General features: G+C 72.6%; 22 protein-coding genes. 11 read left to right on the top strand and 11 right to left on the bottom strand.

Annotated elements, in window-relative coordinates:
* Nucleotides 1-74: 74 nt before the first annotated feature.
* The 5 genes from cseC to AC067N_RS09585 all read right to left on the bottom strand — a co-directional run bounded on the left by cseC (nucleotide 75) and on the right by AC067N_RS09585 (nucleotide 4,929).
* Nucleotides 75-1,577 carry a two-component system sensor histidine kinase CseC gene (cseC, locus tag AC067N_RS09605; protein WP_478678338.1) on the bottom strand — a complete coding sequence of 501 codons (1,503 nt, stop codon included), beginning with the start codon at nucleotides 1,575-1,577 and terminating at the stop codon, nucleotides 75-77.
* Between the two features lie 14 nt (nucleotides 1,578-1,591).
* Nucleotides 1,592-2,299, bottom strand: coding sequence for a two-component system response regulator CseB (cseB, locus tag AC067N_RS09600; protein WP_478678337.1), 708 nt, complete (start codon nucleotides 2,297-2,299; stop codon nucleotides 1,592-1,594).
* Nucleotides 2,300-2,398: 99 nt separating this feature from the next.
* Nucleotides 2,399-3,079: a hypothetical protein gene (locus AC067N_RS09595; RefSeq protein ID WP_478678336.1), complete on the bottom strand. Its 681-nt coding sequence runs from the start codon at nucleotides 3,077-3,079 to the stop codon at nucleotides 2,399-2,401.
* Nucleotides 3,067-3,618: a SigE family RNA polymerase sigma factor gene (locus tag AC067N_RS09590; RefSeq protein WP_478678335.1), complete on the bottom strand. Its 552-nt coding sequence runs from the start codon at nucleotides 3,616-3,618 to the stop codon at nucleotides 3,067-3,069. Before AC067N_RS09590 ends, AC067N_RS09595 begins: the two co-directional genes overlap by 13 nt.
* A gap of 387 nt (nucleotides 3,619-4,005) precedes the next feature.
* The gene (locus tag AC067N_RS09585) at nucleotides 4,006-4,929 is read right to left on the bottom strand and encodes an HhH-GPD family protein (RefSeq protein ID WP_478678334.1); all 924 of its coding nucleotides are present in this window, start codon (nucleotides 4,927-4,929) and stop codon (nucleotides 4,006-4,008) included.
* Nucleotides 4,930-5,324: 395 nt separating this feature from the next.
* Here AC067N_RS09585 and AC067N_RS09580 point away from each other — a divergent pair, with 395 nt between their 5' ends.
* Complete coding sequence (locus AC067N_RS09580) at nucleotides 5,325-6,134, top strand: hypothetical protein (protein ID WP_478678333.1); 810 nt, start codon at nucleotides 5,325-5,327, stop codon at nucleotides 6,132-6,134.
* A gap of 372 nt (nucleotides 6,135-6,506) precedes the next feature.
* On the opposite strand, the gene disA is transcribed toward AC067N_RS09580, so the two are convergent.
* From disA to AC067N_RS09565, 3 genes are all read right to left on the bottom strand, one after another.
* Nucleotides 6,507-7,631 carry a DNA integrity scanning diadenylate cyclase DisA gene (gene disA / locus AC067N_RS09575; RefSeq protein ID WP_478678332.1) on the bottom strand — a complete coding sequence of 375 codons (1,125 nt, stop codon included), beginning with the start codon at nucleotides 7,629-7,631 and terminating at the stop codon, nucleotides 6,507-6,509.
* A gap of 81 nt (nucleotides 7,632-7,712) precedes the next feature.
* Entirely contained in the window at nucleotides 7,713-9,122 is a 1,410-nt protein-coding gene (gene radA, locus AC067N_RS09570) for a DNA repair protein RadA (RefSeq protein ID WP_478678331.1), read from the bottom strand.
* Between the two features lie 281 nt (nucleotides 9,123-9,403).
* A complete protein-coding gene (locus AC067N_RS09565; RefSeq protein ID WP_478678330.1) occupies nucleotides 9,404-10,783 on the bottom strand; it encodes an alpha/beta hydrolase in 1,380 nt (459 codons plus the stop codon).
* 247 nt (nucleotides 10,784-11,030) lie between these two features.
* On the opposite strand from AC067N_RS09565, the gene AC067N_RS09560 reads away from it, so the two are divergent.
* Complete coding sequence (locus AC067N_RS09560) at nucleotides 11,031-12,728, top strand: BACON domain-containing protein (RefSeq protein ID WP_478678329.1); 1,698 nt, start codon at nucleotides 11,031-11,033, stop codon at nucleotides 12,726-12,728.
* Between the two features lie 27 nt (nucleotides 12,729-12,755).
* Here AC067N_RS09560 and AC067N_RS09555 read toward each other — a convergent pair whose 3' ends face one another.
* Complete coding sequence (locus AC067N_RS09555) at nucleotides 12,756-13,628, bottom strand: DUF3109 family protein (protein ID WP_478678328.1); 873 nt, start codon at nucleotides 13,626-13,628, stop codon at nucleotides 12,756-12,758.
* A gap of 71 nt (nucleotides 13,629-13,699) precedes the next feature.
* Between AC067N_RS09555 and AC067N_RS09550 the strand changes: the two genes are divergently transcribed.
* From AC067N_RS09550 to ilvD, 4 genes are all read left to right on the top strand, one after another.
* Nucleotides 13,700-14,632, top strand: coding sequence for a Ppx/GppA family phosphatase (locus AC067N_RS09550; RefSeq protein WP_478678327.1), 933 nt, complete (start codon nucleotides 13,700-13,702; stop codon nucleotides 14,630-14,632).
* 253 nt (nucleotides 14,633-14,885) lie between these two features.
* Nucleotides 14,886-15,707, top strand: a complete 822-nt coding sequence (locus AC067N_RS09545; RefSeq protein WP_478678326.1) for a sugar phosphate isomerase/epimerase family protein — start codon at nucleotides 14,886-14,888, stop codon at nucleotides 15,705-15,707.
* Nucleotides 15,704-16,321: a TetR/AcrR family transcriptional regulator gene (locus AC067N_RS09540; protein ID WP_478678325.1), complete on the top strand. Its 618-nt coding sequence runs from the start codon at nucleotides 15,704-15,706 to the stop codon at nucleotides 16,319-16,321. The genes AC067N_RS09545 and AC067N_RS09540 overlap by 4 nt, the downstream gene beginning before the upstream one ends.
* Before the next feature lie 115 nt (nucleotides 16,322-16,436).
* Nucleotides 16,437-18,290: a dihydroxy-acid dehydratase gene (gene ilvD / locus AC067N_RS09535; protein WP_478678324.1), complete on the top strand. Its 1,854-nt coding sequence runs from the start codon at nucleotides 16,437-16,439 to the stop codon at nucleotides 18,288-18,290.
* 162 nt (nucleotides 18,291-18,452) lie between these two features.
* Here ilvD and AC067N_RS09530 read toward each other — a convergent pair whose 3' ends face one another.
* Nucleotides 18,453-20,648 (bottom strand): serine/threonine-protein kinase, encoded by a 2,196-nt coding sequence (locus AC067N_RS09530; protein ID WP_478678323.1) that lies wholly within the window; start codon nucleotides 20,646-20,648, stop codon nucleotides 18,453-18,455.
* 184 nt (nucleotides 20,649-20,832) lie between these two features.
* Here AC067N_RS09530 and AC067N_RS09525 point away from each other — a divergent pair, with 184 nt between their 5' ends.
* The 5 genes from AC067N_RS09525 (at nucleotide 20,833) to proC (ending at nucleotide 24,775) form a co-directional block, all read left to right on the top strand.
* Complete coding sequence (locus tag AC067N_RS09525) at nucleotides 20,833-21,159, top strand: SH3 domain-containing protein (protein ID WP_478678322.1); 327 nt, start codon at nucleotides 20,833-20,835, stop codon at nucleotides 21,157-21,159.
* A 176-nt stretch (nucleotides 21,160-21,335) separates the two neighbouring features.
* On the top strand, nucleotides 21,336-21,833 hold the full coding sequence (locus AC067N_RS09520; protein ID WP_478678705.1) for an EamA/RhaT family transporter: 498 nt from the start codon (nucleotides 21,336-21,338) through the stop codon (nucleotides 21,831-21,833).
* A gap of 76 nt (nucleotides 21,834-21,909) precedes the next feature.
* The gene (locus AC067N_RS09515) at nucleotides 21,910-23,037 is read left to right on the top strand and encodes an ABC transporter ATP-binding protein (protein ID WP_478678321.1); all 1,128 of its coding nucleotides are present in this window, start codon (nucleotides 21,910-21,912) and stop codon (nucleotides 23,035-23,037) included.
* A complete protein-coding gene (locus tag AC067N_RS09510) occupies nucleotides 23,034-23,846 on the top strand; it encodes an ABC transporter permease (RefSeq protein ID WP_478678320.1) in 813 nt (270 codons plus the stop codon). Before AC067N_RS09515 ends, AC067N_RS09510 begins: the two co-directional genes overlap by 4 nt.
* A gap of 116 nt (nucleotides 23,847-23,962) precedes the next feature.
* A complete protein-coding gene (gene proC / locus AC067N_RS09505; protein WP_478678319.1) occupies nucleotides 23,963-24,775 on the top strand; it encodes a pyrroline-5-carboxylate reductase in 813 nt (270 codons plus the stop codon).
* A gap of 68 nt (nucleotides 24,776-24,843) precedes the next feature.
* On the opposite strand, the gene trpS is transcribed toward proC, so the two are convergent.
* A complete protein-coding gene (gene trpS / locus AC067N_RS09500) occupies nucleotides 24,844-25,839 on the bottom strand; it encodes a tryptophan--tRNA ligase (RefSeq protein WP_478678318.1) in 996 nt (331 codons plus the stop codon).
* Nucleotides 25,840-26,489: the final 650 nt, after the last annotated feature.

The following is a 26,489-nucleotide window of genomic DNA, read 5'->3' as shown; positions in this document are numbered from 1 at the left end:
GGGGGTGTCGGCGGTCGGCGGGCCGGGGGCGCGGTCCCGCGCACCTGAGAGGCAGGCGGCCGCGCCCCCGCCTTTCAGACCGTCGTCTCCCCCGACAGCGGCAGCATCGGATAGCTGCCCGTGTTGGTGGGGGCGTGTTCGGGAAGCCAGAGGACGGCCACGGCGCCCTCCGCCGGGACGGAGTCCGGGGCGCCGGGCGGGCGGACGTTGCGGAAGGTGAGGCGGGCGCCGAGGACCCGCGCCTGGCCGGCCGCGATGGTGAGGCCTAGGCCGTGGCCCTGGCCGGCACGATCGGAGGCGCCGGTGCGGAAACGGCGAGGGCCGTCGGCCAGCAGCTCCTCGGGGAAGCCGGGACCGTGGTCGCGGACCCGGATGACCCGCCCCTCGACGGACACCTCGATCGGCGGCCTGCCGTGCTTCGCCGCGTTGGCCAGCAGATTCAGCAGCACCCGCTCCAGGCGGCGGGGGTCCGTCGTCACCTCCGACTCATGGACCACCTGCACCCGCACACCCGCGTCCCGCGCCGCCACCCGCCGGCTCACGAACTCGCCCAGCATGATGTCCTGCAACTCCGCCCGCTCCGACGCGCCGTCGAGCCGCGCCACCTCCAGCACGTCCTCGACGAGCGTCCGCAACGCCTGGGCCCGGTCCCGGACCAGCTCCGTGGGACGGCCCGGAGGGAGGAGTTCCGCTGCGGTGAGCAGACCCGTCACCGGAGTGCGCAGCTCATGGGCGATGTCCGCCGTCACCCGGCGCTCCGCCTCGATCCGCTGCCGCAGGGTGTCGGCCATGGCGTCCACCGCCCGCGCCAGCTCGGCGGTCTCGTCCCGCGTGACCCCGCCGATCGCGTCCTGCACCCGTACGTCGGTCTCGCCCTTGGCCACCTGGTTCGCGGCGGCCGCCGCCTTGCGCAGCCGGCGTGACATCCGCCCGCCGATCAGCACACCGAGGGCCGAGCCGCCGAAGACGACCGCGATCGAGCCGATGATCAGGGCCTGGTCGAGATCCCTCAGCACCGTGGAGCTGTGGTCCGTGTGCGTGTTCAGCGACAGCACCCGGTTGTCCTTCAACGGAACCGCCGCCCAGATGTCCGGCACCCCGTCGGGACCCTCCGAGACGTACGTCGCCCGCCGGCCCTCCATGACCTTGGCCAGCAGGTCCCTCGGGATACCGGGGTCGTTGATCCGTACCCCGAACGCCCCCGACTTCAGCGGGCGCCCCGACTCGTACATGCGCTGGGCGACCTGGATGCGCTCGTCGGCCAGGTCACGCGCGTTGTCCAGCATCGACACCCGCGCCGCGTTGTGCACGACCAGGCTCAGCGCGATCGCCACCAGCGCCCCGACGAACGCGATGGCGGCGCTGAGCTGCCAGCGCAGACCGGTGCGGAGGCCCGGGACAGGGCCCCCGGAGACCGCGTCCTCGCCGTCTGCGGCACCGGGAACCGAACCGCTCGTTCCGGGGCCGCCCCCGGCGCCCGCACCGCCCGCGGCACCGGCTCTCCGCCCCGCGGCGCCCGAACCGGCCCCGCCCGGCACCCCGGGCCCGCTCCGTCCTCGTATCCCCCTCACGGCCATACCGGCGGCCCCGCTCAGGCCTTGAGCTTGTAGCCGAAGCCACGGACCGTCTCGATGCGGTCCTGGCCGATCTTCGTGCGCAGCCGCTGCACATGGACGTCGACGACCCGGGTGTCGCCGCCCCAGCCGTAGTCCCACACGCGTTCCAGGAGCTTGTCACGGGACAGGACCGTGCCGGGGGCCGACGAGAACTCCAGGAGCAGCCGCATCTCGGTCGGGGTCAGCGCCACCGGCTCCCCTGCCTTGCGGACCTCCATGCCCTCGGTGTCAACCTCCAGCTCGCCGAAGGTGAGGACTCCGCCGGCGCCGGCGGACCCGTCGTCGTCGGCCCGGGCGTCCCCGCCGCTGGCGTGCCCGAAGCGGCGCAGCACCGCGCGGATACGGGCGACCAGGACGGCGCCGTCGAACGGCTTGGTCACGTAGTCGTCGGCGCCCGCCTCCAGACCGAGGACGACGTCGATGGAGTCGGCGCGCGCGGAGAGCATGATCACCGGGACGGTCGACTCGTCACGGATGCGGCGGCACAGCGAGACCCCGTCGAGGCCGGGCACCATGACGTCGAGGAGCGCGATGTCCGGCCGGTTCGCCCGGAACGCCTCCAGGCCCGACAGCCCGTCGGGCATGGCCGTGACCGCGAAGCCGTCCCGCTCCAGCGCGAGCTGGGTGGCCTCGCGGATGACATCGTCGTCCTCGACGAACAGGACGTGGGTCTGCTCTGCCATCCGGTCTTCTCGTCCGCTCTCGGTAGTGGTCGGTGGGGTGGGTGCGTCGGGTGCGTCGGGTGCGTCGGGTGGGGGCGCCGGGAGGGCCGTCGCCCGAGGTCAGCGCGGCTCGGGGGTGGCCGTCTCCTCGCCGCCCACCGAGGTGCTGTATTCCGTACGCGTACCGGACCGTTGGACGAAGCGGTCCTTCAGCCAGCGGTAGGTGGTCACTTCCTCGCTGGACGGATACGCGGACGGGTCGCCGTACCGGTCGTTCTCGTAGAGCTGCCTGGTCACCAGCAGGTCTCCCCGGTCGATCTCCGCGTACACCGGCGGCTGTTCGGAGAGGAAGACACTGCGGTACTTCCCCTTCTCCGACCGGTAGACGTACGAGGCCACGCCGACGGCGTCCGCGCAGGACAGCACGTTGACCACGATGTCGTCCGCCGAACCCCCGGTCAGATCGCCGTAGATGACGTCGATCGGGGGCTTGTCGGCCACACAGGGCTCCAGGTCGGCCTTCACCGCCTTGCTGACCTGCGGGTCGGCCCGGACCATCGTCACGACCTCGTCCACGCTCGGCTGGTCGCCGTGGGCCGAGGCGGAGACGGCCGGTGAGGCGGCGCCGGCCGCCAGCGAGTCGCGGTCCGCCGGGCCCTCGTCGCGGGCGCCGGTGCCGCCCGTGCCGCAGGCGGAGACGGAAAGGCCGAGGGCGGCGAGCACGGCCACCGCCGTGATCACCGCCTTCGATGCCTGCCCGGCCCGCTGGTCCGGGCCGGCCGCTGTGCTCAGGCCGCGCAACGCTCCTGCTCCTTGTTCGGTGCGAGCGCGCGGGCGGCGCGCTCTTCGAGGTCCCGCGACTCCAGCTCCTCGCGCAGCCGGGCCAGCGCACGGTGGAGCGTGCTCTTCACGGTTCCGGCCGACATGCCGAGGGCTGCGGCCGTCTCCTCCGTGGACATCTGCTCCCAGTGTCGCAGCACCACGACACTGCGCTGCTTGGGAGCGAGCACCTTCATGATGTCCATAAGGAGCGCGCGGTCCGCGTGCTGCTCGGTGGAGTCGTCGACGCAGGCGTCCGGGAGCTGCTCGGTGGGGACCTCCTCCAGCTTCCGGGCCCGCCACCACTCGGTACGCGTGTTGATCATGACCCGGCGCAGATACGCGTCCGCCAGCCGCTTGTCCGCGATGCCGTCCCAGCGGCCGTACGTCCGCGCCAGCGCCGTCTGCAGCAGATCCTGGGCGTCCACCGGGTCCGGGACGAGCCGGCGGGCGCTGCGCAGCAGCGCGTCCTGCCGGGTGCGGACGTACTCCTCGAATTCGAGCACCTCGCCGTGCGCCATGATCAACCGCCTCCGTTCCCCGTTTGCCGACCCTCGCGCGGTCTGCGCCGTCGGTTCCCGCTCCTCCGTGCCGCGTGTTCCTGCGGTACGCCGAAGAAGCTACTGAGCGGTTGTCACGGGGGTGTCCGAGGCAGCCTGCGGAGAACGCTCGGCTGTCCGTCGGTTGTGTAACAGAAGTAGGAACGGGGTAAGGCGAGGGGGGATTCGGGGCGGGTACAGGGGGATTCGTCCCCGCGGAGTCCGCCGGACTCCCGTTACGAGGCCCGCCGGTTCCCCGTCACGGAGCCCGCCGGTTCCCCGTTACGAAGCCCGCCGGTTCCCCGTCACGGAGCCCGCCGGATCCCCGTCACGGACTCCGCTGCGCACCGGGCGGCTGTGTGACGCCTGTCAGGTGAGGGGGAGACGGTAGAGGCGGCCGGGGAGGGGTTCCACCAGTCCGTCGGAGACCAGACCGTCCAGCGCCCGGGCCCGCTGCACCGGCTCGTCCCATACCCGGTCGAGCACCGCCTGCGGCACGGGCTCGACGGCCTCGCGCAGCACGGCGAGAAGCTTGCCGCGCACCTGGCGGTCGGTGCCGGCGTAGGTCTGGCCCCGGCGCGCCGGCCCGTCGTGCGCCGGCTTTCCCGCGAGCCGCCAGGCGCATCGCTCGGCGATCGGGCAGCGGTGGCAGGACTCGTTCTTCGCCGTGCACACCAGCGCGCCCAGCTCCATCGACGCGGCTGCCCAGCGCGACGCCGTGTCGTCGTCCTCCGGCAGCAGGAGGCGGGCCAGCTTCCGCTCGGCGGCCGTCGTGGCGTTCGGCGGGTACTGCGTCCCGGTGACCGCGCGGGCGAGGACCCGGCGGACGTTCGTGTCCAGCACCGCGTGCCGCTGCCCGTACGCGAACGACGCCACGGCCGCCGCCGTGTACTCCCCGATGCCCGGTAGCGCGAGCAACTGCGCGTGGTCCTTCGGTACGTCGCCGCCGTGCCGTTCCGTTATGGCCGTCGCCGCGCCGTGCAGCCGCAGCGCCCGCCGCGGATACCCGAGCCGGCCCCACGCGCGGACCGCCTCACCCGGCGGTTCCTTCGCGAGGTCCGCGGGGCGGGGCCAGCGGGCCAACCACTGCTCGTAGACCGGCAGTACGCGGCTGACGGGGGTCTGCTGGAGCATGAACTCACTGACCATCACCCCCCACGGGCCGGCCTCGGGCCGCCGCCAGGGAAGATCCCGCGCGTGCGTCTCGAACCAGGCGATCACCGGGGTGTGCAGGGGGGAGGCGGACGGGGTCGGGCCGGCGGTGGTGCTCTGGGGCTTGGTGGGTGCAGTCATGGCACCTCCGATCCTGCCATGTCGCTCCGCTGGGGTGGTGGGGGCGCGGCGGGGTGGGGTGCGGGGTTCGTCGGCCGGCGCGGGATGAAGGGCGGGCCGCAGGCCCGGCCCTGCAGGGGCGCGGGGAACCGACTGAGGAGGTTGGGCGGCCGTTGTACGGGAAGCGCGCACCGGTCCTGTGAACGGATGCCATGGCAACGGGAGTTGACCTCACGCACCGTCGATCATCATGATCACGGACGGTGTCCGATCCGCCCTCCTGGTTACTCACCGCGACCGGTGACCCCCTGGTCGGATGATAAGACAGGCCGACCGTGATGATGATCCGGAAAAGTTGCGGTTCAGGGCGGCGGGTGAGGCCGGTTAAGTCCTCGATCTCTCGTACAGTTTGCGCCGTGGGATCTCTGCGCAATCCGGTCGGGCCGCTTCCCTCCACCATCTACTGGCGACGGAGGGCCGTCATGCTGGCCGTCCTCGGTGTTCTCGCCCTCCTGATCGCATGGGCCGTCACCAGTGGTGGCGGTAACGGCAAGAACAACGCGGGCGAGCCCAACGGCAAGAATCCCGCGCCCTCCATCACGCCCGGGCCCTCCGGCTCGGGTCCCGCCATCAGCCAGGCGCCCGGCGGGCGGGACGAGTCGGGCGACGAGTCGAGCTCCGGCGGCGACGGCTCCGGTTCCGGCACGGGCTCGGGGTCCGGTGGCGACGGCGGTTCGGGCGCCGCAGCGGGCGGTACGTCGGACGACGGCAAGGGCGGTGGGGGAAGCGCCTCCGGTGAACAGGTGCCGGCGGGTTCCGGCCTGCCCAACTGCACCGCCACGGCGGTGAAGTTGAGCGTGCGCAGTGTGCGCAACGCCTACGCGCCCGGTACGGACCCCACGTTCGAGCTCATCGCCCGCAACTCCTCGGGCAGTGACTGCAAGCTGGACCTCGGCCCGGACAACACGGTCGTGACCATCACGGCGGCCGGGGCCGATGACGCGTTCTGGTCCTCCGACGACTGCCACGAGACCGCCGGCAGCCTGCTGTTCCGGGTCCCGGCCGGCGACCAGGTCACCTACACCGTCCAGTGGAACCGCGACCCCAGCGCCCCCAACTGCGCCACCCCGTCGGCCGGTTCGGCCAAGGCCGGCACCTATCTGGTCGAGGCGAAGGCCCCTGGCCTGGCCAAGGACAGGACGTCGTTCGTGCTGGAGAAGGACTGACGTTCCCGGCAGGGCGGCGTGGCCCGGCTTCGAGAGGTCGGCTTCGAGAAGTCGGCTTCGCGGGGACGGGTTCCTAGCGGCGACGGGGCCGTGCCAGCGTGTCGAGCCCGTGGGCGAAGCGGCGGCTTCGGCGTGGTGACCCGATGGGCGGCTTCGGGGTGGCGGGCGATGGAGCCGTGTCAGCGGCACCCCACGGGCGTCGGCGGCCGTCGCGTCCCGGGGGACGAGGCTCGCCTTGGATGCCGGCGGCCTGGTGGAGGCCGCTGCGGCAGGACGGCCCGGAGCGGGTCCCTGACCGCTCGGCGGAGGCGGGGCGAACGGGTCCGCCGGCACCTCGCCACCGCAGAACCTGGGGCTCGTGGTGGTGCGGCACTAGACGTAGCGCTCCAGGATCGAGGACTCCGCCAGGCGGGACAGGCCCTCGCGGACGCTGCGGGCGCGGGCCTCGCCGACGCCGTCGACCGTCTGCAGGTCGTCCACGCTCGCGGCGAGCAGCTTCTGCAGACCGCCGAAGTGCTCGACCAGACGGTCGATGATGGCGCCGGGCAGGCGGGGGACCTTCGCCAGGAGGCGGAAGCCGCGCGGCGAGACCGCGGAGTCCATGCCCTCGGGGGAGCCGGTGTAGCCCAGGGCCCTGGCCACCGTGGGGAGTTCGAGGAGCTCGGCGTGGGAGAGGGCGTCCAGTTCGTGGAGGGCCTCGTCGACCGTACGGGAGCGTTTGGCCGTGGGCTCGGGGACGTAGTCCCGGACCACCAGCTCCCGCTCCGGCTCCACGCCCGCGATGAGTTCGTCCAGCTGGAGGGCCAGCAGACGGCCGTCCGTGCCCAGTTCGACCACGTATTCGGCGATTTCGGTGGCGATGCGCCGGACCATCTCCAGACGCTGGGCCACCGCCGAGACGTCGCGGACCGTCACCAGGTCCTCGATCTCCAGCGCTGACAACGTTCCCGCGACCTCGTCCAGGCGGAGCTTGTACCGCTCCAGGGTCGCGAGGGCCTGGTTGGCGCGGGAGAGGATCGCCGCCGAGTCCTCCAGGACACGGCGCTGTCCGTCGACGTACAGGGCGATCAGGCGCATCGACTGGGAGACGGAGACCACGGGGTACCCGACCTGCTTGCTCACGCGGTCGGCGGTGCGGTGCCGGGTGCCGGTCTCCTCCGTCGGAATGGTCGGGTCCGGGACCAGCTGGACTCCCGCGCGCAGGATCTTCGACAGGTCGGAGGAGAGCACGATGCCGCCGTCCAGCTTGCACAGCTCACGCAGCCGTGTGGCCGTGAACTCGACATCCAGGACGAATCCACCCGTGCACATCGCCTCGACGGTCTTGTCGGAGCCGAGGACGATGAGTCCGCCGGTGTTGCCGCGGAGGATCCGCTCAAGCCCGTCGCGCAGGGCCGTGCCCGGGGCCACGGCGCTCAGTGAGGCGCGCATCAGGCCATCGGCACCGGAGCTCCCACCGGACTTTCCGGGAGCTGCTGCCCGGTCGTTGGCTGCCACTGCACTCCTCCGGTCGCAGGTTCTGGGGCGCTCCCGTTTCGCACACGTGGTTCGTACGGACGGGCGAGACCTGGGCAAAGTCTACCGGCGGTCCTCGTCGTCCCGTGGGGCCTCTCGTCGACGTGATCGGGGCAGCACGCGCAGCGCCTCCCCCATGTCCGCCACTTCCAGCACCTTCATACCGGGAGGAACCTTGCCGGGATCGGACGGAACGAGCGCGTGCGTGAAGCCGAGGCGGTGCGCCTCCGCGAGGCGGCGCTGCACGCCGGTGACCCTTCTGACCTCGCCGGCGAGGCCCACTTCGCCGATCGCCACCAGGTTCTTGGGCAGGGGGGTGTCGCTCGCCGCGGACGCCAGGGCGAGGGCGATCGCGAGGTCCGCGGCGGGTTCGAAGAGCTTCACGCCGCCCACGGTCGCTGAGTAGATGTCCCTTTTGCCCAGTGCGGCGATCCGGCCGCGCTGTTCCAGCACGGCGAGGACCATCGAGACGCGCGAGGTTTCCAGCCCGGAGGTGGTGCGGCGGGGCGAGGGCAGCTGGGAGTCGACTGTGAGCGACTGCACTTCGGCGACGAGGGGGCGGCGGCCCTCCAGGGTGACGGTGAGGCAGGTGCCCGGCACGGGCTCGTCGCGGCGGGTGAGGAAGAGGCCGCTGGGGTCGGCGAGGCCGGTGATGCCCTCGTCGTGCAGCTCGAAGCAGCCGACCTCGTCGGTGGCGCCGTAGCGGTTCTTGACACCGCGCACCAGGCGGAGGCGGGCGTGGCGGTCGCCCTCGAAGTGCAGCACCACGTCGACGAGGTGCTCCAGGAGGCGGGGACCCGCGATCGCGCCGTCCTTGGTGACGTGGCCCACCAGGAGGGTCGCCATGCCGCGTTCCTTCGAGGCGCGGATGAGCGCGCCGGCGACCTCGCGGACCTGGGCCATGCCGCCGGGGGCGCCGTCGATCTCGGCGGAGGCGACGGTCTGGACCGAGTCGAGGATGAGGAGGCCGGGTTTGACGGCGTCCAAGTGGCCGAGGACGGTGGCGAGATCGGTCTCCGCGGCGAGGTACAGGTGGTCGTGGAGGGCGTTGATGCGGTCGGCCCGGAGGCGGACCTGGCTCGCCGACTCCTCGCCGGTGACGTAGAGCGTGGGGTGTTCGGCGCCGGCGGCCTTGGCGGCCACGTCGAGCAGGAGGGTGGACTTGCCGACGCCCGGTTCCCCGGCGACGAGCACGACCGCGCCGGGGACGAGGCCGCCGCCGAGGACTCGGTCGAGCTCGGGGACGCCGGTGGGGCGGGCGGTGGCCTGGCGGCCGTCCACCTGGCCGATGGGGAGGGCGGAGGTCGTGACCCGGCCGGGGGTGGTGGTGCGGACGGCCGGTGTGCCGTACTCCTCGACCGTGCCCCAGGCCTGGCATTCGGGGCAGCGGCCCAGCCACTTCGCCGTCTGCCAGCCGCATTCCGTGCAGCGGTAGGAGGGGCGTTCCTTCGTGGACTTGGTACGGGCAGCCATGCACGAACCGTAGCGGAGGCCACTGACAACGGAGGGGGCCGATCCCTCCGGGGGCAGGGCAGGGCAGGGCAGGGCAGGGCAGGGCGGGGCGGGGCGGGGCGGGGCGGGGGAGTGGGGCCGAGGGCCGAGGACTACCGGGGGTGTGGGGGGAGCCGTTCTCCGTGCTTCTGTACGCGACGGGCTCGGCACACCGGCACGGCCCCTTCCGTCCGTGGGCGGCCGGCCCGCCGTGGGACCGACCGCCGACCGGGAGGGGCCGCCGGGGACTCGGCCGCCGCTTTCTACAGGCGGCGGCCGATCGTCAGGTCGGACGGGTGGTACGGGACGTACGCCGCGCCGTCCAGGTCGAGGGCGAGGGCGGCGGTCTGGAGGGCGCCCGCGGTGGCGGTGGCGCCCCAGTGGCCCTTGTCCAGACGGGACTCGACCGCGTGGAGGGCGGCCACCGTCTCGGCGGTGGTGAAGTTGCAGTGGCCCTGGCGTTCGACATACGCCTGGCGGTGGAGCGACGCGTCCCCGGAGGCGCGGACGCGTGCTGCGAAACGGGACTGCTGCTCGACGGGGACGAGGTCGTCGGCGACGGTGTGGATGTTGAGGAGGGGGACCGCGAGGCCCTGACCGGCGGAGGACGTGCGTCGTCCGGCGGCCACGGCGGCCGGGTCGGCGGTGATGGCGGCGTGGGCGGTCAGGTTCCGCAGGTCGGCCCGCAGGTCGAGACCGGCCTTCCTGTAGAGGTCCCTCACCAGGGGCGCGTGCCGGGAGGTGGACAGCACGCGCGCGTAGTCGATGCCCTTGTTGCCGGAGTTGTTGCCGCCGAGGGCCTTCTCGACGTGGTAGCGGGCGGGCACGACACGGTTGAGGATGCCCTGGAGCAGCCACGACGCCTGCTGGGCCTGCTGCTCGTCCCGGTCGCCCGCGGCGGGGCGGTCCTTGCCGACGGCCCAGGCGGGCAGGTTCAGGTAGGCCGCCGCGAGGGCGATGCGGGCGCGGCCCTCGGGGGTCTTCTGGGCGGCGACGACGGCGTCGGTCAGTTGGCGCCCGGTGACCGCGCCCTCGGCCTCGGAGGCGAAGTCCACCAGCTTCACCCCGGTGCCGGGGAGCAGGAGGCGGGCGATCGTGTACTCGGCGTCCAACTGGTAGTCGTGCAGGTCGTTCGCGCCGGCCACCAGCCCGCACAGGCCCAGGGCGCCGTCGATGCCGCCGGCACCGGAGCGCGCCAGCCGGGCGTTGACCAGGCCTCCCATGGACTGGCCGACGGAGAGGGTGCGGGCGGGTTCGCCGATCCTCTCGGTGACCGCCGCGATCGTGGCGACCTGGTCGCGCTCCGCGCTCTCCAGGGCCCAGAGGGTCTCGCTGGTGTCGTACGAGGAGCCGGTGAGCGCGTAGCCCTCTTCGAGCAGCCGCAGCCGGACGGCCTCGCGGGGAGCGTTCTGCGGCACGGTGACGCCGAAACCGTGGCTGAAGACGACCAGTGTGCCGTTCCAGTTCTCCGGCACGTCGGCTATCCAGGTGGCGCCGTCGGGGAGGGTGCCGGAGAGGCGCTCGACGGATCCGGCGGCCGCGCGGGGGGCGGCGGTCGAGACGGAGGCGCTGGTCGCGCAGAGCACGACGGCCGCGGCCAGGGCGGTGAGGGTGCGGGTGGAACGGCGACTGCGTAAGGCCATGGGAGGTGGGGCTCCTGTCGACGCATAGGGGGACGGGGGCGTTGCACGCTCGTACGTGTGGGTGACGTGAACCCGTGATGGAATGTAGGGCTGTTTTCTTGTGGCGGTCAATGAAGTGCACACCATTCGGCCGCAGTGCCGCGGAATCCGAGGCTCCTGTCCCCTTATGAGGGATCGTTTCACCCGTACGGAGTAAAAGTGCTCAAGAGGCGAGAAGGCGCTGCTCCCAGGCGCCTACCGTCCATGAATGATGAGCATCAGTCCGGAGACCTCGACCCGCACCGCCGGCGCCCACCAGGCGCACAGCGAGGCGCGCGATCGGGCTGCGGCGCGCGCGGTGGCGCAGCGCCCGTCCGCGCGCTACGAGCCCTACCTGGACGGCCTGTTCACCTACTGCATGTCCGTGCTGTGCGACCACGACGCGGCGATCGCCGCCCTGGGCGATGTCCTCGCCCTGGCCGAGCGCCGCCGCGGCCCGGGTGCGGAGGAGAGGCGCCGGGCCTGGCTGTACGCGCTGGCCCGCTGGTCCTGCCTGCGCAAGCTCGCCGAGACCCGGCAGACCCGCCCCGGTACACCCGCGCAGGGCCGCCGCGCCCCGCACGGCGGCGAGCCCCGCCACGGCGGGCAGACCGCCGCCGGGCCGCCCCTCTCCGATGACGAGGAGCGGCGACGACGGCAGGAACTCGCCCGGCTGGCCTGGCCGGAGGCCGCCGGGACCACCCCCGAGCAGCGCGAGGCCCTCGAACTGGCGGTACGCCACCAGCTCGCCGTCCAGGAGGTCGCCGACGTCCTCGGCATGGATGCGGCCGCCGCGCGCGAACTGCTCTCCTCGGCCGCCTGCGAGGTGGAGCGCACCCGCGCCGCCCTCGCCGTCGTGGAGACCGGCGCGTGCCCCGGCGTCGCCCTCCTCGCCGGCGACCGGCAGTTCGTCCTCAGCACCACCCTGCGCGGCGCACTGGTCCGGCACGTCGACGACTGCCCCGTCTGCCGCCGCGCCGCCGAGCGCGCCGTCCCGGGACACTGGCCCGGCACCAGCGTCACCCCCGCCGCGCTGCCCGTCCTGGAAGCCCCTCGCGCGGTCCTGTACGGCGCCATGGGGCCCCTCTCCCGCGCGCGTATCCCGCGTTTCGACCGGCGCGGCTTCCCCGTGGACCCCAGGGACCGCGCCGCGCGCCGCGACCGGCTCCGCGCGCGTGCCGTCACGACCACGGTCGTCGCCACCGTCGTCGCCGCGCCCGTCCTCGCCCTCTGGGCCGCGTACTGGGGCGCCCCCCTCATCGGCGAGGGCGCCGACGGCCGGGCCATCGCCGCCGGCGAGGAGCAGGGAGTCGGCGACGGCACCGTGGGCGACGGCTCCGGCGCGTACGAGAACGCCGGGAGCGCCAGGGCCGAGCCCGGCGCCCGCAGGGGAGGGCACGCCTCGGACGACGTCTCCGTGGAGGTCACCCGCGGCAAGGGCACCGGCGCGCTCGCCGTAACCGCAGGGAACGACGGCGACACCACCCTCATCACCCTGCGCGCGACCGGCGATTCCCCCGTCGCCTGGTCCGCCCGCACCGGCGCCGGCTGGCTCTACCTCAGCCGCTCCTCGGGAACCCTGGAACCGGGCGAGTCACTGACCATCAAGGTGTACGTGGACCGGCTGAGCGAGCCCGCCGGCCACTGGACCGCCCAGGTGACGCTCGCCCCCGCGGGCGCCGTCGTCACCATCGACGGCTACGGCCCCGTCGCCGTACCCCCGGACGACCCCCACGCGACCGCGCCCGTCCCGAACCCGGACTCGCCCAGGCCCACCGCCCCGCCCCCGCAGCCCGATCCGGAACCCACCCCCACCGGCCCCGCCCAGCCGGACCCGACCCCGACCGCCACCGACCCGGCCCCCACGGGCCCGGCCGACCCGCCGCCACCCCCGGGCGACGGCGGCGACCCCCCGCCCGCACCCTGAGGCCGCCGCACGGCAGCCGTGGTCCGCCTACGGCACCACCGGATCCGCCGGATGCGGGGCCACCAGCGGCAGCCCGGCCGCCAGCCGCTCCTCGCACAGCTCCACCAGCCGGTCGTACGCCGCCTTGCCCATCAGCTCGATCAGCTCCGGCCGGTACGACACGTACACCGGCTCGCCCGCACCGTGCGCCGACGTCGCCGACGTGCACCACCAGTGCAGGTCATGGCCGCCCGGACCCCAGCCGCGGCGGTCGTACTCACCGATCGACACCTGCAGCACCCGCGTGTCGTCGGGCCGGTCGATCCAGTCGTACGTCCGCCGGACCGGAAGCTGCCAGCAGACGTCCGGCTTGGTCTCCAACGGCTCCCGCCCCTCGCGCAACGCGAGGATGTGCAGCGAGCAGCCCGCCCCGCCGGCGAAACCCGGACGGTTCTGGAAGATGCACGAACCCTGGTAGGGCCGGGTCTGCCGATCCCCGTCCTCGTCCTGGGAGACCCACCCGGTACTGGTGCCCACATCGTGGAACTGCCAGATCTCCGGCGTGAGCCTCGCCACATGTTCGGCGACGCGCTTCTCGTCGTCCTCATCGGAGAAGTGGGCACCCAGAGTGCAGCAGCCGTCATCCGCGCGGCCCGCCTGGATGCCCTGGCAGCCACTGCCGAAGACGCAGTTCCAGCGAGAGGTCAGCCACGTCAGATCGCAGCGGAAGACCTGCTCGTCGTCCGCCGGATCGGAGAACTCCACCCACGCGCGCGCGAAATCGAGCCCCTTCTCGTCGGGCTCCGAAGCTCCCTTGCGCGGTTTCGGGGGTTTCGTCGCCGCCTTCGCCCGCGAAGATCCGGCGCCCGCCGCGGCCACCGCTGCCGACTTGTCAGCCTTTGCCTTTTTCGTCTTTGGCACCCGTCCAGGGTACGGCGCCGAAGCCCGCGGGGAGGACGGCGCACGGCTTCGCTGGCAGTAGCGTTCCGCCCATGAGACTCGGTGTCCTCGACGTGGGATCGAACACGGTGCATCTGCTGGTGGTGGACGCACACCCGGGCGCGCGCCCCCTGCCCGCGCACTCGCACAAGGTGGAGCTGCGCCTTGCCCAACTCCTCGACGACGAAGGGGCCATAGGCGCCGAAGGCGTCGACAGGCTCATAGCCGTCGTCCACGAGGCCCTCCAGGCCGCCGAGGACAAGGGCGTCGAGGAGATGCTCCCGTTCGCCACCTCCGCCGTACGCGAGGCCAGCAACGCCGACGACGTCCTCGCCCGGGTCAAGGAAGAGACCGGGGTCGAGCTCCAGGTCCTCACCGGCGCGGAGGAGGCCCGGCTGACCTTCCTCGCCGTCCGCCGCTGGTTCGGCTGGTCAGCGGGCAAGCTCCTCGTCCTCGACATCGGCGGCGGCTCCCTGGAGATCGCCTACGGCATCGACGAGGAGCCCGACGCGGCCGTCTCCCTCCCCCTCGGCGCCGGCCGCCTCACCGCCGGCTGGCTCCCCGGCGACCCGCCCGAACCGGACGACGTCCGGGCGCTGCGCCGCCACGTCCGCGCCCAGATCGCCCGCACGGTCGGCGAGTTCAGCCGCTTCGGCGCCCCCGACCACGTGGTCGCCACCTCCAAGACCTTCAAGCAGCTCGCCCGTATCTGCGGCGCCGCCCGCTCCACCGAGGGCCTCTACGTCCAGCGCGACCTCAAGCGCCAGTCCCTGGAGGCATGGGTCCCCAAACTGGCCGAGATGACCACCGCCCAGCGAGCCGCCCTCCCCGGCGTCTCCGAGGGCCGTGCCGGCCAGCTGCTCGCCGGCGCGCTGGTGGCCGAGGGCGCCATGGACCTCTTCGAGGTGGAGAACCTGGAGGTCTGCCCCTGGGCCCTGCGCGAGGGCGTCATCCTGCGTCGCCTGGACCACATGGGCACGGCGTAAGGGCCCTTGTGGCCTTGGGCGGGCAGGCTGTCAGGGCCGTCGGGAGCCGTGCGAGCGACCACGACGGACCCGCGGCCGCCCTCGCCGGCCGCCCCCGTGGCGGTGAGACGACCCGTCCCCCGCGGCGAGGCGGCGACCGACCCGTGGCGGCGAGGCGACCCACCCCCCGCGGCGAGGAGGCCAGGCCCCCGACTCCCGGCCAACAACCCGACCCGGCCCCACATGACGAACCCCAACCCTTAGGCTGTCCTGCGTGGCAGAAGTAGTGCGGATCCCGGATGCGAAGGTCGCCCTGTCCACGGCCTCCGTGTATCCGGAGTCCACGGCGACGGCCTTCGAGATCGCCGCGCGCCTCGGCTACGACGGCGTCGAGGTCATGGTCTGGACCGACCCGGTCAGCCAGGACATGGAGGCCCTGCGGCGCCTCTCCGACTACCACCGGATCCCCATCCTCGCCGTCCACGCCCCCTGTCTGCTGATCACCCAGCGGGTGTGGTCCACCGACCCCTGGGTCAAACTCCAGCGCGCCCAGGCGGCCGCCGAGAAGCTCGGCGCGAGCACGGTCGTCGTCCACCCCCCGTTCCGCTGGCAGCGCCAGTACGCGCGCGACTTCGTCACCGGCATCTGGCGCATGGCCAACGAGACGGACGTACGGTTCGCCGTCGAGAACATGTACCCCTGGCGCTACCGCGACCGCGAGATGCTCGCCTACGCCCCCGACTGGGACGTGACCAACGACGACTACCGGCACTTCACGATCGACCTCAGCCACGCCGCGACCTCCCGCGTCGACGCGCTGGAGATGGCCGACCGCATGGGCGGCCGCCTCGGCCACGTCCACATGGCCGACGGCAGGGGCTCGGCGAAGGACGAGCACCTCGTGCCGGGCCGCGGCACCCAGCCCTGCGCCGAGCTGCTGGAACGACTCGCCCGCTCCGGATTCGACGGCCATGTCGTGATCGAGGTCAACACCCGCCGGGCCATGTCCGGCGCCGAGCGTGAGGCCGACCTCGCCGAAGCCCTCGCCTTCACCCGGCTGCATCTCGCCTCCGCCTCGAAGGTCCCCCGGCCGTGACCTCGGCAACCCCCCGCCGCCGGGGACGGCCCCCTCGTACGGAAGCGGCCGACACCCCCGGCGCCCGCGACCGCATCCTCGCCGCCGCCCGCGAGGAGTTCTCCGAGCGGGGCTACGACAAGACGTCGGTACGGGGGATCGCGAAGGCGGCCGGAGTGGACTCGGCGCTGGTGCACCACTACTTCGGGACGAAGGAGCAGGTGTTCGAGGCGGCCATCGCGCTCTCCTTCCCGCCCGCGGTCGAGGCGCCCAGAGCCGTCGAGGACGGCCCCCTGGAGGCCGTCGGCGAACGGCTCACCCGCTTCTTCCTCGGCGTCTGGGAGAACCCCGCGACCCGTACCCCCCTGCTCGCGATCGTGCGCTCGGCGGTGAACAACGACACCGCCGCCGCCGTCTTCCGCCGTATCGTCTCCACCCAGGTGCTCCGCCGTATCGCCGGCCGTCTCGACACCCCGGACGCGGAACTTCGGGCGGAGCTGGCCGCGGCGCAGCTGGTCGGCATCGCGATGATCCGCTACGTGATCAAGGTCGAGCCCCTGGCGTCGGCGGACCCGGAGCAGATCATCAGACGGGTGGCCCCCGTGGTGCAGGCCCACCTGACGGCACCCCTGTGAGCACGCCGAAAACCGAGACGGTCGTCCCGTCATCCGGACGATGTGTCCGCCCACTGGATAACCGGCGTACGCTCGACTGCAGTCATAACTCTCCGAAGGAGCGAGGCGAGCGACGATGCCCGAGCTGAGGTCCCGCACAGTCACCCACGGCCGCAACATGGCGGGCGCCCGCGCCCTTATGCGCGCCTCCGGTGTACCGGGCGCGGACATCGGCCGCAAGCCGATCATCGCGGTCGCCAACTCCTTCACCGAGTTCGTGCCCGGCCACACCCACCTCCAGCCGGTGGGCCGGATCGTCAGCGAGGCGATCCGCGAGGCCGGCGGTATCCCCCGCGAGTTCAATACGATCGCCGTCGACGACGGCATCGCCATGGGCCACGGCGGCATGCTGTACTCCCTGCCCTCCCGCGACCTGATCGCGGACAGCGTGGAGTACATGGTCGAGGCCCACTGCGCCGACGCCCTGATCTGCATCTCCAACTGCGACAAGATCACCCCGGGCATGCTGAACGCCGCCCTGCGGCTCAACATCCCGACGGTCTTCGTCTCCGGCGGCCCCATGGAGTCCGGCCGCGCCACCCTCGTCGACGGCACCGTCCGCACCCTCGACCTGGTCGACGCGATCTCCGACGCCGTGAACGACAAGATCTCGGACGAGGACATCCTCCGTATCGAGGAGAACGCCTGTCCGACCTGCGGCTCCTGTTCCGGCATGTTCACCGCCAACTCGATGAACTGCCTGACCGAGGCCATCGGCCTGTCCCTGCCCGGCAACGGCTCGGTCCTGGCCACCCACACGGCCCGCAAGCAGCTCTACGTCGACGCGGCCAACACGGTCATGGACATCACCCGCCGCTACTACGAGCAGGACGACGAGACGGTCCTGCCGCGCTCCGTCGCCTCGTTCGCGGCCTTCGAGAACGCCATGGCCCTCGACATCGCCATGGGTGGCTCCACCAACACGATCCTGCACCTGCTGGCCGCCGCCCAGGAGGCGGGCGTCCCCTTCGGTCTGAACGAGATCGACGCCGTCTCGCGCCGTGTGCCCTGCCTGGCGAAGGTCGCGCCCAACGTCGCGAAGAACCGCACGTACTACATGGAGGACGTGCACCGCGCCGGCGGCATCCCCGCCCTGCTGGGCGAGCTGCACCGCGCGGGCCTGCTCAACGAGGACGTGAACTCCGTCCACAGCTCCTCCCTCGCCGACTGGCTGAAGACGTGGGACGTGCGCGGCGGCTCCCCGTCGCCCGAGGCCGTCGAGCTGTGGCACGCGGCCCCCGGCTGCGTCCGCTCCGCCGAGGCGTTCTCCCAGTCCGAGCGCTGGGACTCCCTGGACGAGGACGCCGAGAACGGCTGCATCCGCTCCGCCGAGCACGCCTACTCCAAGGACGGCGGCCTCGCCGTGCTGAAGGGCAACCTCGCCGTCGACGGCTGCGTGGTGAAGACGGCCGGCGTCGACGAGTCCATCTGGACGTTCGAGGGCCCGGCGGTCGTCTGCGAGTCGCAGGAGGAGGCCGTCCAGAAGATCCTCACCCAGCAGGTCAAGGAGGGCGACGTCGTCGTCATCCGCTACGAGGGCCCCAAGGGCGGCCCCGGTATGCAGGAGATGCTCTACCCGACCTCGTACCTGAAGGGCCGCGGCCTCGGGAAGTCCTGCGCCCTGATCACCGACGGCCGCTTCTCCGGCGGCACGTCCGGCCTGTCCATCGGCCACGCCTCGCCCGAGGCGGCCGGCGGCGGCACGATCGCGCTCGTCGAGGACGGCGACCGCATCCGCATCGACATCCCCAACCGCTCGATCGAGCTGCTGGTCGACGACGCAGAGCTGGCCCGCCGCGAGCAGGCCCTGAACGGCGTCTACGCCCCGAAGAACCGCGAGCGCAAGGTCTCCGCGGCGCTGAAGGCGTACGCCGCGATGGCCACCAGCGCCGACAAGGGCGCGGTCCGCGACGTCTCCAAGCTGGGCTGACCCACGGCGACGAGGGCCGCCGCCGGGAGGAATCCCGGGGGCGGCCCTCGGTGCGTTCGAGGTCGCGTTCGACGGGGGAGGGAGTCCGGCAGCCACGGAGGCGCGCATACCGGCCGGTGGGTGCCGGCGCGTGCGCGGCCACGGCCGTCGACCGCCGGGCGGCTACCAGCCCGCCGGATCGCCCGCGTCGACCCCGAACACCGTGCCGTCGGGTGCGCCCGCGCAGACACGTCCGCCGACGACGACCGGCTCGGGCAGCGCGGCCACGACCCGGTCGGTGTCACCGAGCCGCGGGGGAGTCTCCCCGGTGAGCCGGCCCTTGCGGGCGTCGAGCGCCAGCAGACGCCCGTCGGCGGTGGTGAAGTACACGTGCCGGCCGTCGGCCACGGGCGCCGAGCCCCGCGCCACCCCGGTCTCGGCCCGCCACAACTGCCTGCCCGCCTTCATGTCGACGGCCACGAGCGCACCGCCGGTACCCAGCAGATGGACGATGTCACCGCGTACGACCGCGCGGGCCTGCTCCAGCCGTACGGGCAGTGTGAACCGGTCCGTCGCCCTGGTTCCGGGGTCGTAGCGGACCACACCGACCGTGTCGCCGTACACCCCGCCGCTGGACAGCAGGAAGAGGGCGCCGCCACTGACCCCCACCGGCTTCAGGTCGCCGTCCAGCCGCGCGTCCCACACCACGTCCCCGCTGTCGGGGTCCACCGCCGTGACCCGGGTCCGCGCCCCCGCGCCCTCGCCGGTGACGCCCGCCACATACGCCGGCCCGTCCCCGTCGAACGAGGTGAAGTACGCCTCCCGCTGTCCGGGGAAGGACCGGCTCCACAGTGTGTCGCCGGTCGCGCCGTCCAGGCCGGTGACCGTGCCGTCGGCGGAGGTCAGCAGGAGCACGTCGCCGGCGAACCGCCGGCCGCTGTACGCGGTCAGGTCCCGCTCCCAGCGGACCTCGCCGGTCGCCGGGTCGAGGGCCTGCGACCGCCCGCCGGCGTCCGTGGAGACGTGTGCCAGACCACCCGACACGACGGGTGGCTCACTGGTGCCGCCGGTGACGGGATGCCGCCACAGCACCCGGCCGTCGGCCGGATCCAACGCCGAGACCAGCCCCGGCTGCGCGCACACCAACGTGCCCGCACCGTACGCGCACTGCGGCGCCCCGGCCTTCTTCGGCGCCGGCTTCGTCGCCCAGTGCTCCGGCGCGGGGGCGGCGGCCACGGTCGCCCGAGGCGTCGCCTCGCCCCCGCCGCCCTCGCCCCCGCCGTCGCCGAGCAACCGCACCGAGCCGAGGGCACCGCCCACGACCAGCACCAGGGTGGTGGCGACCACGAGGGCCCGCCTGCGCAGTCGGCCGCGTTCGCCCCGTGATCCCGTCGCGTCCGCCGGACCGCCGGCCTCCCCGCTGCCGACCGCGGCGTCCGGGCCCTCTGGTTCCTCGGCGGCACCGGAATCCCGCGCGGTCCGCGAGTGCTCCCCCGACGTCCCCGAACCCTGCTCCCGCTGGGCCGGTATGAACGCCTGGGTGTCGTACGACGCCGCCACCGACCGCAGCCGGTGCATCAGCTCGTCCGCCGTGGGCCGGTCCTCGGGCTCCTTGGCGAGGCAGGCCCGCACGAGCGGGGCGAGCTTCTCCGGTACGCCCGTGAGGTCCGGCTCGTCGTGGACCACCTGGTAGGCGACGACGTACGGGCTGTCGGAGTCGAAGGGCCCGCGCCCGGTCGCCGCGTGCACGGTCACCGAGCCCAGGGCGAAGATGTCGGCGGCGGGCCCGACCTCCCTGGGCCGCCGGAACTGCTCCGGGGCCATGAAGGGCGGGGTACCTATCAACTTGCCGGTCTCGGTGCGCAGTTCGCTGTCCTTCGGCCGGGAGATACCGAAGTCGATGACTTTGGGTCCGTCCTCGGCGAGGAGGACGTTGCTGGGCTTGAGGTCGCGGTGCACCACGCCCGCCCGGTGGATGTCCCGCAGCGCCTCGGCGAGCCCCGCCATCAGCCGGCGCAACTGCCCAGGTGTCATGGGCCCGTTCCGCTTGACGTGCTCGGCGAGGGTCGGACCGGGAATGAAGAGGGTGGCCATCCAGGGGCGGGCACTGTCGGTGTCGGCGTCGACGACCGGCGCCGTGAAGGCACCGCTCACCCGTCGCGCCGCGGCGACCTCCTGCCTGAACCGCCCCCTGAACTCAGGGTCCTTGGCGAACTCGGCGTGCACCACCTTCACCGCGAGGCGCAGCCCGGAGGTCGAGGTGGCCAGATGGACGACTCCCATGCCACCCGAGCCCAGGCATGACTCCAGGCGGTACTGACCGGCGTACTCGGGAAGTTCCGCTTCCGCTCCCGAACCGGTGTCCCGCTGTGGCGCCATGGGCACACCCCCGTGCTGTTCCGGCCGCTCGCGCGACGCACGGAGCCTAGTCGATGACACGTACGAGACAGAGGCGGCTTGCCCGCCTCCGGGAACCAAGAAGGCGCAGGTGCGCGTGTCCTGATCCAAGGGGTATCAAAGGGTCCCCATGGCTGTCATGGGGTGAAACGGGGGGAGTTCACACATGTCCATCGACCGCGTCGAAGAGATCACGGGCGACGGCGAGGCGGAGCGTACGGCCACGGCCGCCGCGACGGCGTCCGTCCGCTACTACTCGGTCGCCCCGGGCGTCCGCGTCAACGTCCGCAGCGGCCCGAGCACCAGCTACAGCATCGTCCGCGTCCTCGCCGAGGGCGCCAGGGTCCCGATCTACTGCCAGACCCCGGGCCAGACCATCTCCGGCCCCTATGGCACCACCAACATCTGGGACAACATCGGCGACGGCGACTACATCTCCGACGCCTACGTCTACACCGGCGCCGACGGCTACGTGGCCGGCCGCTGCGGCTGACCCGGCCAGGGGAACCGGCACCGGAGGAGCGCCCTCACCCGCAGGCCGGGTGGGGGCGCTCCCGCGTGCGCCGCACCCGATCCCCACCGGCCCGTGGTCCGCGACCGCCCCGCAGCCATAATCGACCCGTGAGCGACAAGCAGACCGGAACCGGGGCGAAGCCGCACCCCTCCAAGGTGCCCGCAGCCTCCAAGGCCGCCCCCACGACGCCCAAGGGCCCCCTTCCCGAGCCCATCCGCTTCTTCGGCACGACCTGGCTGCGTCACGACGGTGACTACACCGTCCGCCGCGTGACCGTCTCCATCGGCTCCCTCGCCGCCGTGGCGGCCTCCTGCCTCGTACTGCGCCTCGCCTACGAGGGCCTTCAACTGGCGGCGGTGGGCGGCTTCGTCTCGATCACCGTCGTCGTCATGTTCGCCGTCTGCAGCGCCCTCGCCTTCGGCCACACCTGGGGCTCCTTCACCCGGCGCCCCGACCCCGAACGCCAGTCCTCCCTGCGCGGCCTCCTCACCATCGGTTTCATAGGCTCCCTCGCCGCCTACTTCCTCCGCTCCCTCAAGGAAGCCCCCGGCGAGTCCCTCCACCGCCAGACCTACGAAACCGCCCTGGCCCAGTACACCCGCCGCACCACCAAACGCACCGGCAACCCGGCCAAGCGCCGCCCGCGCGGCTGAGTCAAAAACCCCGCGGACGCCCCCTCCTCACCCCACCCCCGCGCTCCCGGCGTCGCCGCCGGCTCGGCCGAGCGGGATGTGCGACCTCCTCACCCCCGCCCGGTCCGGGCACCGGAGACCCCACGCGCGGGGCCCGGAGGCCCTCCGCGTCCCGCGCCCCGGCGGCGTATCGGCCCTGTGGGGGAACACCGACGCCCTCGACCTCCCCGCCGTCGCCTCCGCCGGAGCCGACGGCCCTGTTCCGCCCCCGCCCCGCTGCCCGCCGCCGTACGACGACGCACTCCTGCCCGCCCGGCCCCGTGCCTTGACGCCCAACCCCACCCGGCGCATTATTCACCGCATGATGAATTACCCGCCCGGGAAGCCGGCACCCCCACCCCCCGACCCCGCCCCGACCACCCCGAGCGACCCCGCCCCGAGCGACCCCGCCCCGCCACCCGCTCCCGCCATCCGCGCGGAGAACCTCACCGTCACCCGAGGCCCCCGCACCGTCCTCCGCGACCTGGGCTTCGCGGTTCCGCCCGGCCAGATCACCGGCCTCCTCGGCCCCTCGGGCTGCGGCAAGTCGACCCTGATGCGCTCGATCGTCGGCACCCAGGACAAGGTCACCGGCACCCTCCAGGTCCTGGGCCACCCCGCAGGCGCCCCCACGCTCCGCTCCCGCATCGGCTACGTCACCCAGGCCCCCTCCGTCTACGACGACCTGACCGTCCGCCAGAACCTCGACTACTTCGCCGCGATCCTCGACCCCGGCCGCTCCGCCGCCGACCGCCGCCACGAGAGCGTCACCCGGGCCATCGCCGACGTCGACCTCACCACCCACGCCGACGCCCTCGCCGGCAACCTCTCCGGAGGCCAGCGCAGCCGCGTCTCCCTGGCCGTCGCCCTCCTCGGCACCCCCGAACTGCTGGTCCTCGACGAACCCACGGTCGGCCTGGACCCGGTCCTCCGCCGAGACCTCTGGGACCTCTTCCACACCCTCGCCACCGAGCGCCGGGCCACCCTCCTGATCTCGTCCCATGTCATGGACGAGGCCGAGCGCTGCCACCGCCTCCTCCTGATGCGCGAGGGCGAGATCCTCGCCGACGACACCCCCGAGGCCCTCCGCACCCGCACCCACGCCGAAACGGTCGAAGCGGCCTTCCTGCACCTGGTCGACGAGGCCGCCGCGACCGCCTCACCCCAGCAGGAGCCGAACCGATGACCACCACGTCACCCACCCCGAAGGCCGGCCGCGACACCACCGCGGTCCCGCCCCCACCCCGCCCGAAGGCCCTCAACCACTCCCGTACGACCGCAACAGCCGCCCGAGTCCTCCGCCAGCTCCGCCACGACCCCCGCACGATCGCCCTCATGCTCCTCGTCCCGTGCGTGATGCTGTTCCTGCTGCGCTACGTCTTCGACGGCAGCCCCCGCGTCTTCGACTCCATCGGCGCCTCACTGCTCGGCATCTTCCCGCTGATCACCATGTTCCTGGTGACCTCCATCGCCACCCTGCGCGAACGCACCTCCGGCACTCTCGAACGCCTCCTCGCCATGCCCCTCGGCAAGGGCGACCTCATCGCCGGCTACGCCCTCGCCTTCGGCACCCTGGCGATCATCCAGTCCGCCCTCGCCACCGGCCTGGCCCTCTGGTTCCTCGACCTGGACGTCACCGGCTCCCCCTGGCTGCTGCTCCTCGTCGCCCTCCTCGACGCACTCCTGGGCACCGCCCTCGGCCTCTTCGTCTCGGCCTTCGCCTCCTCCGAATTCCAGGCCGTCCAGTTCATGCCGGCCGTGATCTTCCCCCAGCTCCTCCTCTGCGGCCTGTTCACCGCCCGGGAGAACATGCACCCCGCCCTCGAAGCCATCTCCGACGCCCTCCCCATGTCCTATGCCGTGGACGGCATGAACGAGGTCCTCCTCCACCGCGACATGACCGCCACCTTCATCCGCGACGTCTCGATCGTCGCCGGCTGCGCCCTGCTGGTCCTGGCCCTGGGAGCGGCGACCCTGAGGCGCCGGACGAGGTAGACCGGCCGCCTCCGCCCCCGCGCCCCGCATCCCGCCCACCGGACACGTCACCCGAACCGGCACCCCCGATGCGAGGATGGCCCCAGGACGACGCACCCTCGGAGGGCACCCGCACCATGACCCAGAAAGTCGCAGTCCTCGGCACCGGAAAGATCGGCGAGGCCCTGCTCAGCGGCATGATCCGAGCCGGCTGGGCCCCCGCGGACCTCCTGGTCACCGCCCGCCGCGCCGAGCGCGCCGAGGAACTCCGCACCCGCTACGGCGTCACCCCGGTGACCAACGCGGAGGCCGCGAAGACGGCCGACACCCTGATCCTGACGGTCAAGCCCCAGGACATGGCCACCCTCCTCGACGAGCTCGCCCCGCACACCCCCGCCGACCGCCTCGTCATCAGTGGCGCGGCAGGCATCCCCACCTCCTTCTTCGAGGAGCGCCTGGCACCGGGCACCCCCGTCGTCCGTGTCATGACGAACACGCCCGCCCTCGTCGACGAGGCCATGTCCGTCATCTCCGCCGGCAGCCACGCGAGCGGGGCCGACCTCGCGCACGCCGAGGAGATCTTCGGCGCCGTCGGCAAGACCCTCCGTGTCCCCGAGTCCCAGCAGGACGCCTGCACGGCCCTCTCCGGCTCGGGCCCGGCGTACTTCTTCTACCTGGTGGAGGCCATGACCGACGCGGGCATCCTCCTCGGTCTGCCCCGCGACAAGGCCCACGACCTCATCGTCCAGTCCGCCATCGGCGCGGCCACGATGCTCCGCGACAGCGGCGAGCACCCCGTCAAGCTCCGCGAGAACGTCACCTCCCCGGCAGGCACCACGATCAGCGCCATCCGCGAACTGGAGAACCACGGCGTCCGCGCCGCACTGATCGCGGCGCTGGAAGCCGCCCGCGACCGCAGCCGCGAGCTGGCCTCCGGCAACAACAGCTGACCGCCACAGCCGACCTCAGCCGCAGCGCCCGGGGGCGGGACCCCGCCGTCACACCCCCGGTACAGCGGTCAACCGGCCAGCAGCCCGATCGCCCGGTACGCCGCGTCCACCCTCGGCCGAGCCATCCCCCTGGCCTTCTCCGCGCCCGACCGCAGCACCTCTTCCACATACGCGGGATCGGCGCACAACTCCTTGTGCCTCTGCTGTACGGGCCTGAGGAGCTCGACCACGGCCTCGGCGGTGTCCTTCTTCAAAGCCCCGTACGACTCGTACGCACCGCTCAGGTCCTCGGGGTCCCCACCTTCGCAGGCCGCGAGGATCTCCAGCAGATTGGCGAGTCCTGGCCGCGCCACCCGGTCGTAGACGACCTCGTGCCCGCTGTCCGTCACGGCCCGCATGATCTTCTTCCGCGCCACGTCCGGTTCGTCCAGCAGATAGACGATGCCCGGCCCCACGTCGTCCGTCTTCCCCATCTTCGACGTCGGCTCCTGCAGATTCATGACCCTGGCCCCCACCGCGGGATGCGTCGCCCGCGGCACCACGAACCCCTGCCCGTACCGCTGGTTGAACCGCACCGCCAGGTCCCGCGCCAGTTCCACATGCTGCGTCTGGTCGTCCCCGACCGGCACTTCGTCCGTCCCGTAGGCCAGGATGTCCGCCGCCATCAGCACCGGATACGTCAGCAGTGACAGCCGGACACTTCCGCCCCGGTCCCGCTCACGCGCCGCCTTCTCCTTGTACTGGATCATCCGCCGCATCTCACCGTCGGTGGCCACGCACTCCAGCACATACGACAGCCGCGCGTGCTCGTCGACCTGGCTCTGCACGAAGACCGTGCACAGCTCGGGATCCAGCCCGGACGCGAGCAGCAAGGTCGCCGCCTGCCGGCTGAGTCTCCGTACCCGCGCCGGATCGTGGTCCACGGTCAGTGCGTGCATGTCGACCACGCAGAACAGCGCGTCCGTCCGGTGCTGATCGACGTCGGCCCACCGCCGCACGGCCCCCAGGTAGTTCCCGAGCGTCAGATGCCCGGTCGGCTTGATCCCGCTGAAGACCCGTGTCATCTCTCATCCTCCTGGCCAGGACCACCGCCACCGGCCGGCCGCCCCTGGAGGGAGATACGAGAACGGCCGCCGGGGGCGGCGGCCGTCGAGTGCGTACGTGAGCGCGGCCGCCGTCAGGCGGCCCACCACTGCTGGTGACACGTACGCGTAGTCATGGAGGTCAGGCTACGTGCCGGAGGTACGGTCCCGCAGCGAGTTGACACACCCTGGGCCCGTCCGTAGTGTTCTCCGGGTTGTCCGACGTGAGCGCCGACCTCGGTCGGTCCCCGGACAGCCATTCCGCAGGTAAACACCAACAATCGGCGATCCGTCGTCGTGCCATTGGCATGCGTATTTGCAGAATGAGGAATCCGCGTTCGAAAGGGCGCAGCCCCCGATTAGCTCGGGAGCCTGGAATCCGCTAAAGTCTCACTCGTCGGAACGGCCCAACGGTCGTGAAGACAACTCCCGCTGACTGGGAGTCAGGCCCGAAAGGATCTGATAGAGTCGGAACCGCCGGAAAGGGAAACGCGAAAGCGGGAACCTGGAAAGCACCGAGGAAATCGGATCGGAAAACGATCTGATAGAGTCGGAAACGCAAGACCGAAGGGAAGCGCCCGGAGGAAAGCCCGAGAAACACTCGGGTGAGTACAAAGGAAGCGTCCGTTCCT

Source organism: Streptomyces sp. NPDC042364, assembly GCF_056437585.1.
The sequence above is the reverse complement of the archived record's forward strand: the minus strand, read 5'-3'. Positions and strand labels throughout refer to the sequence as shown.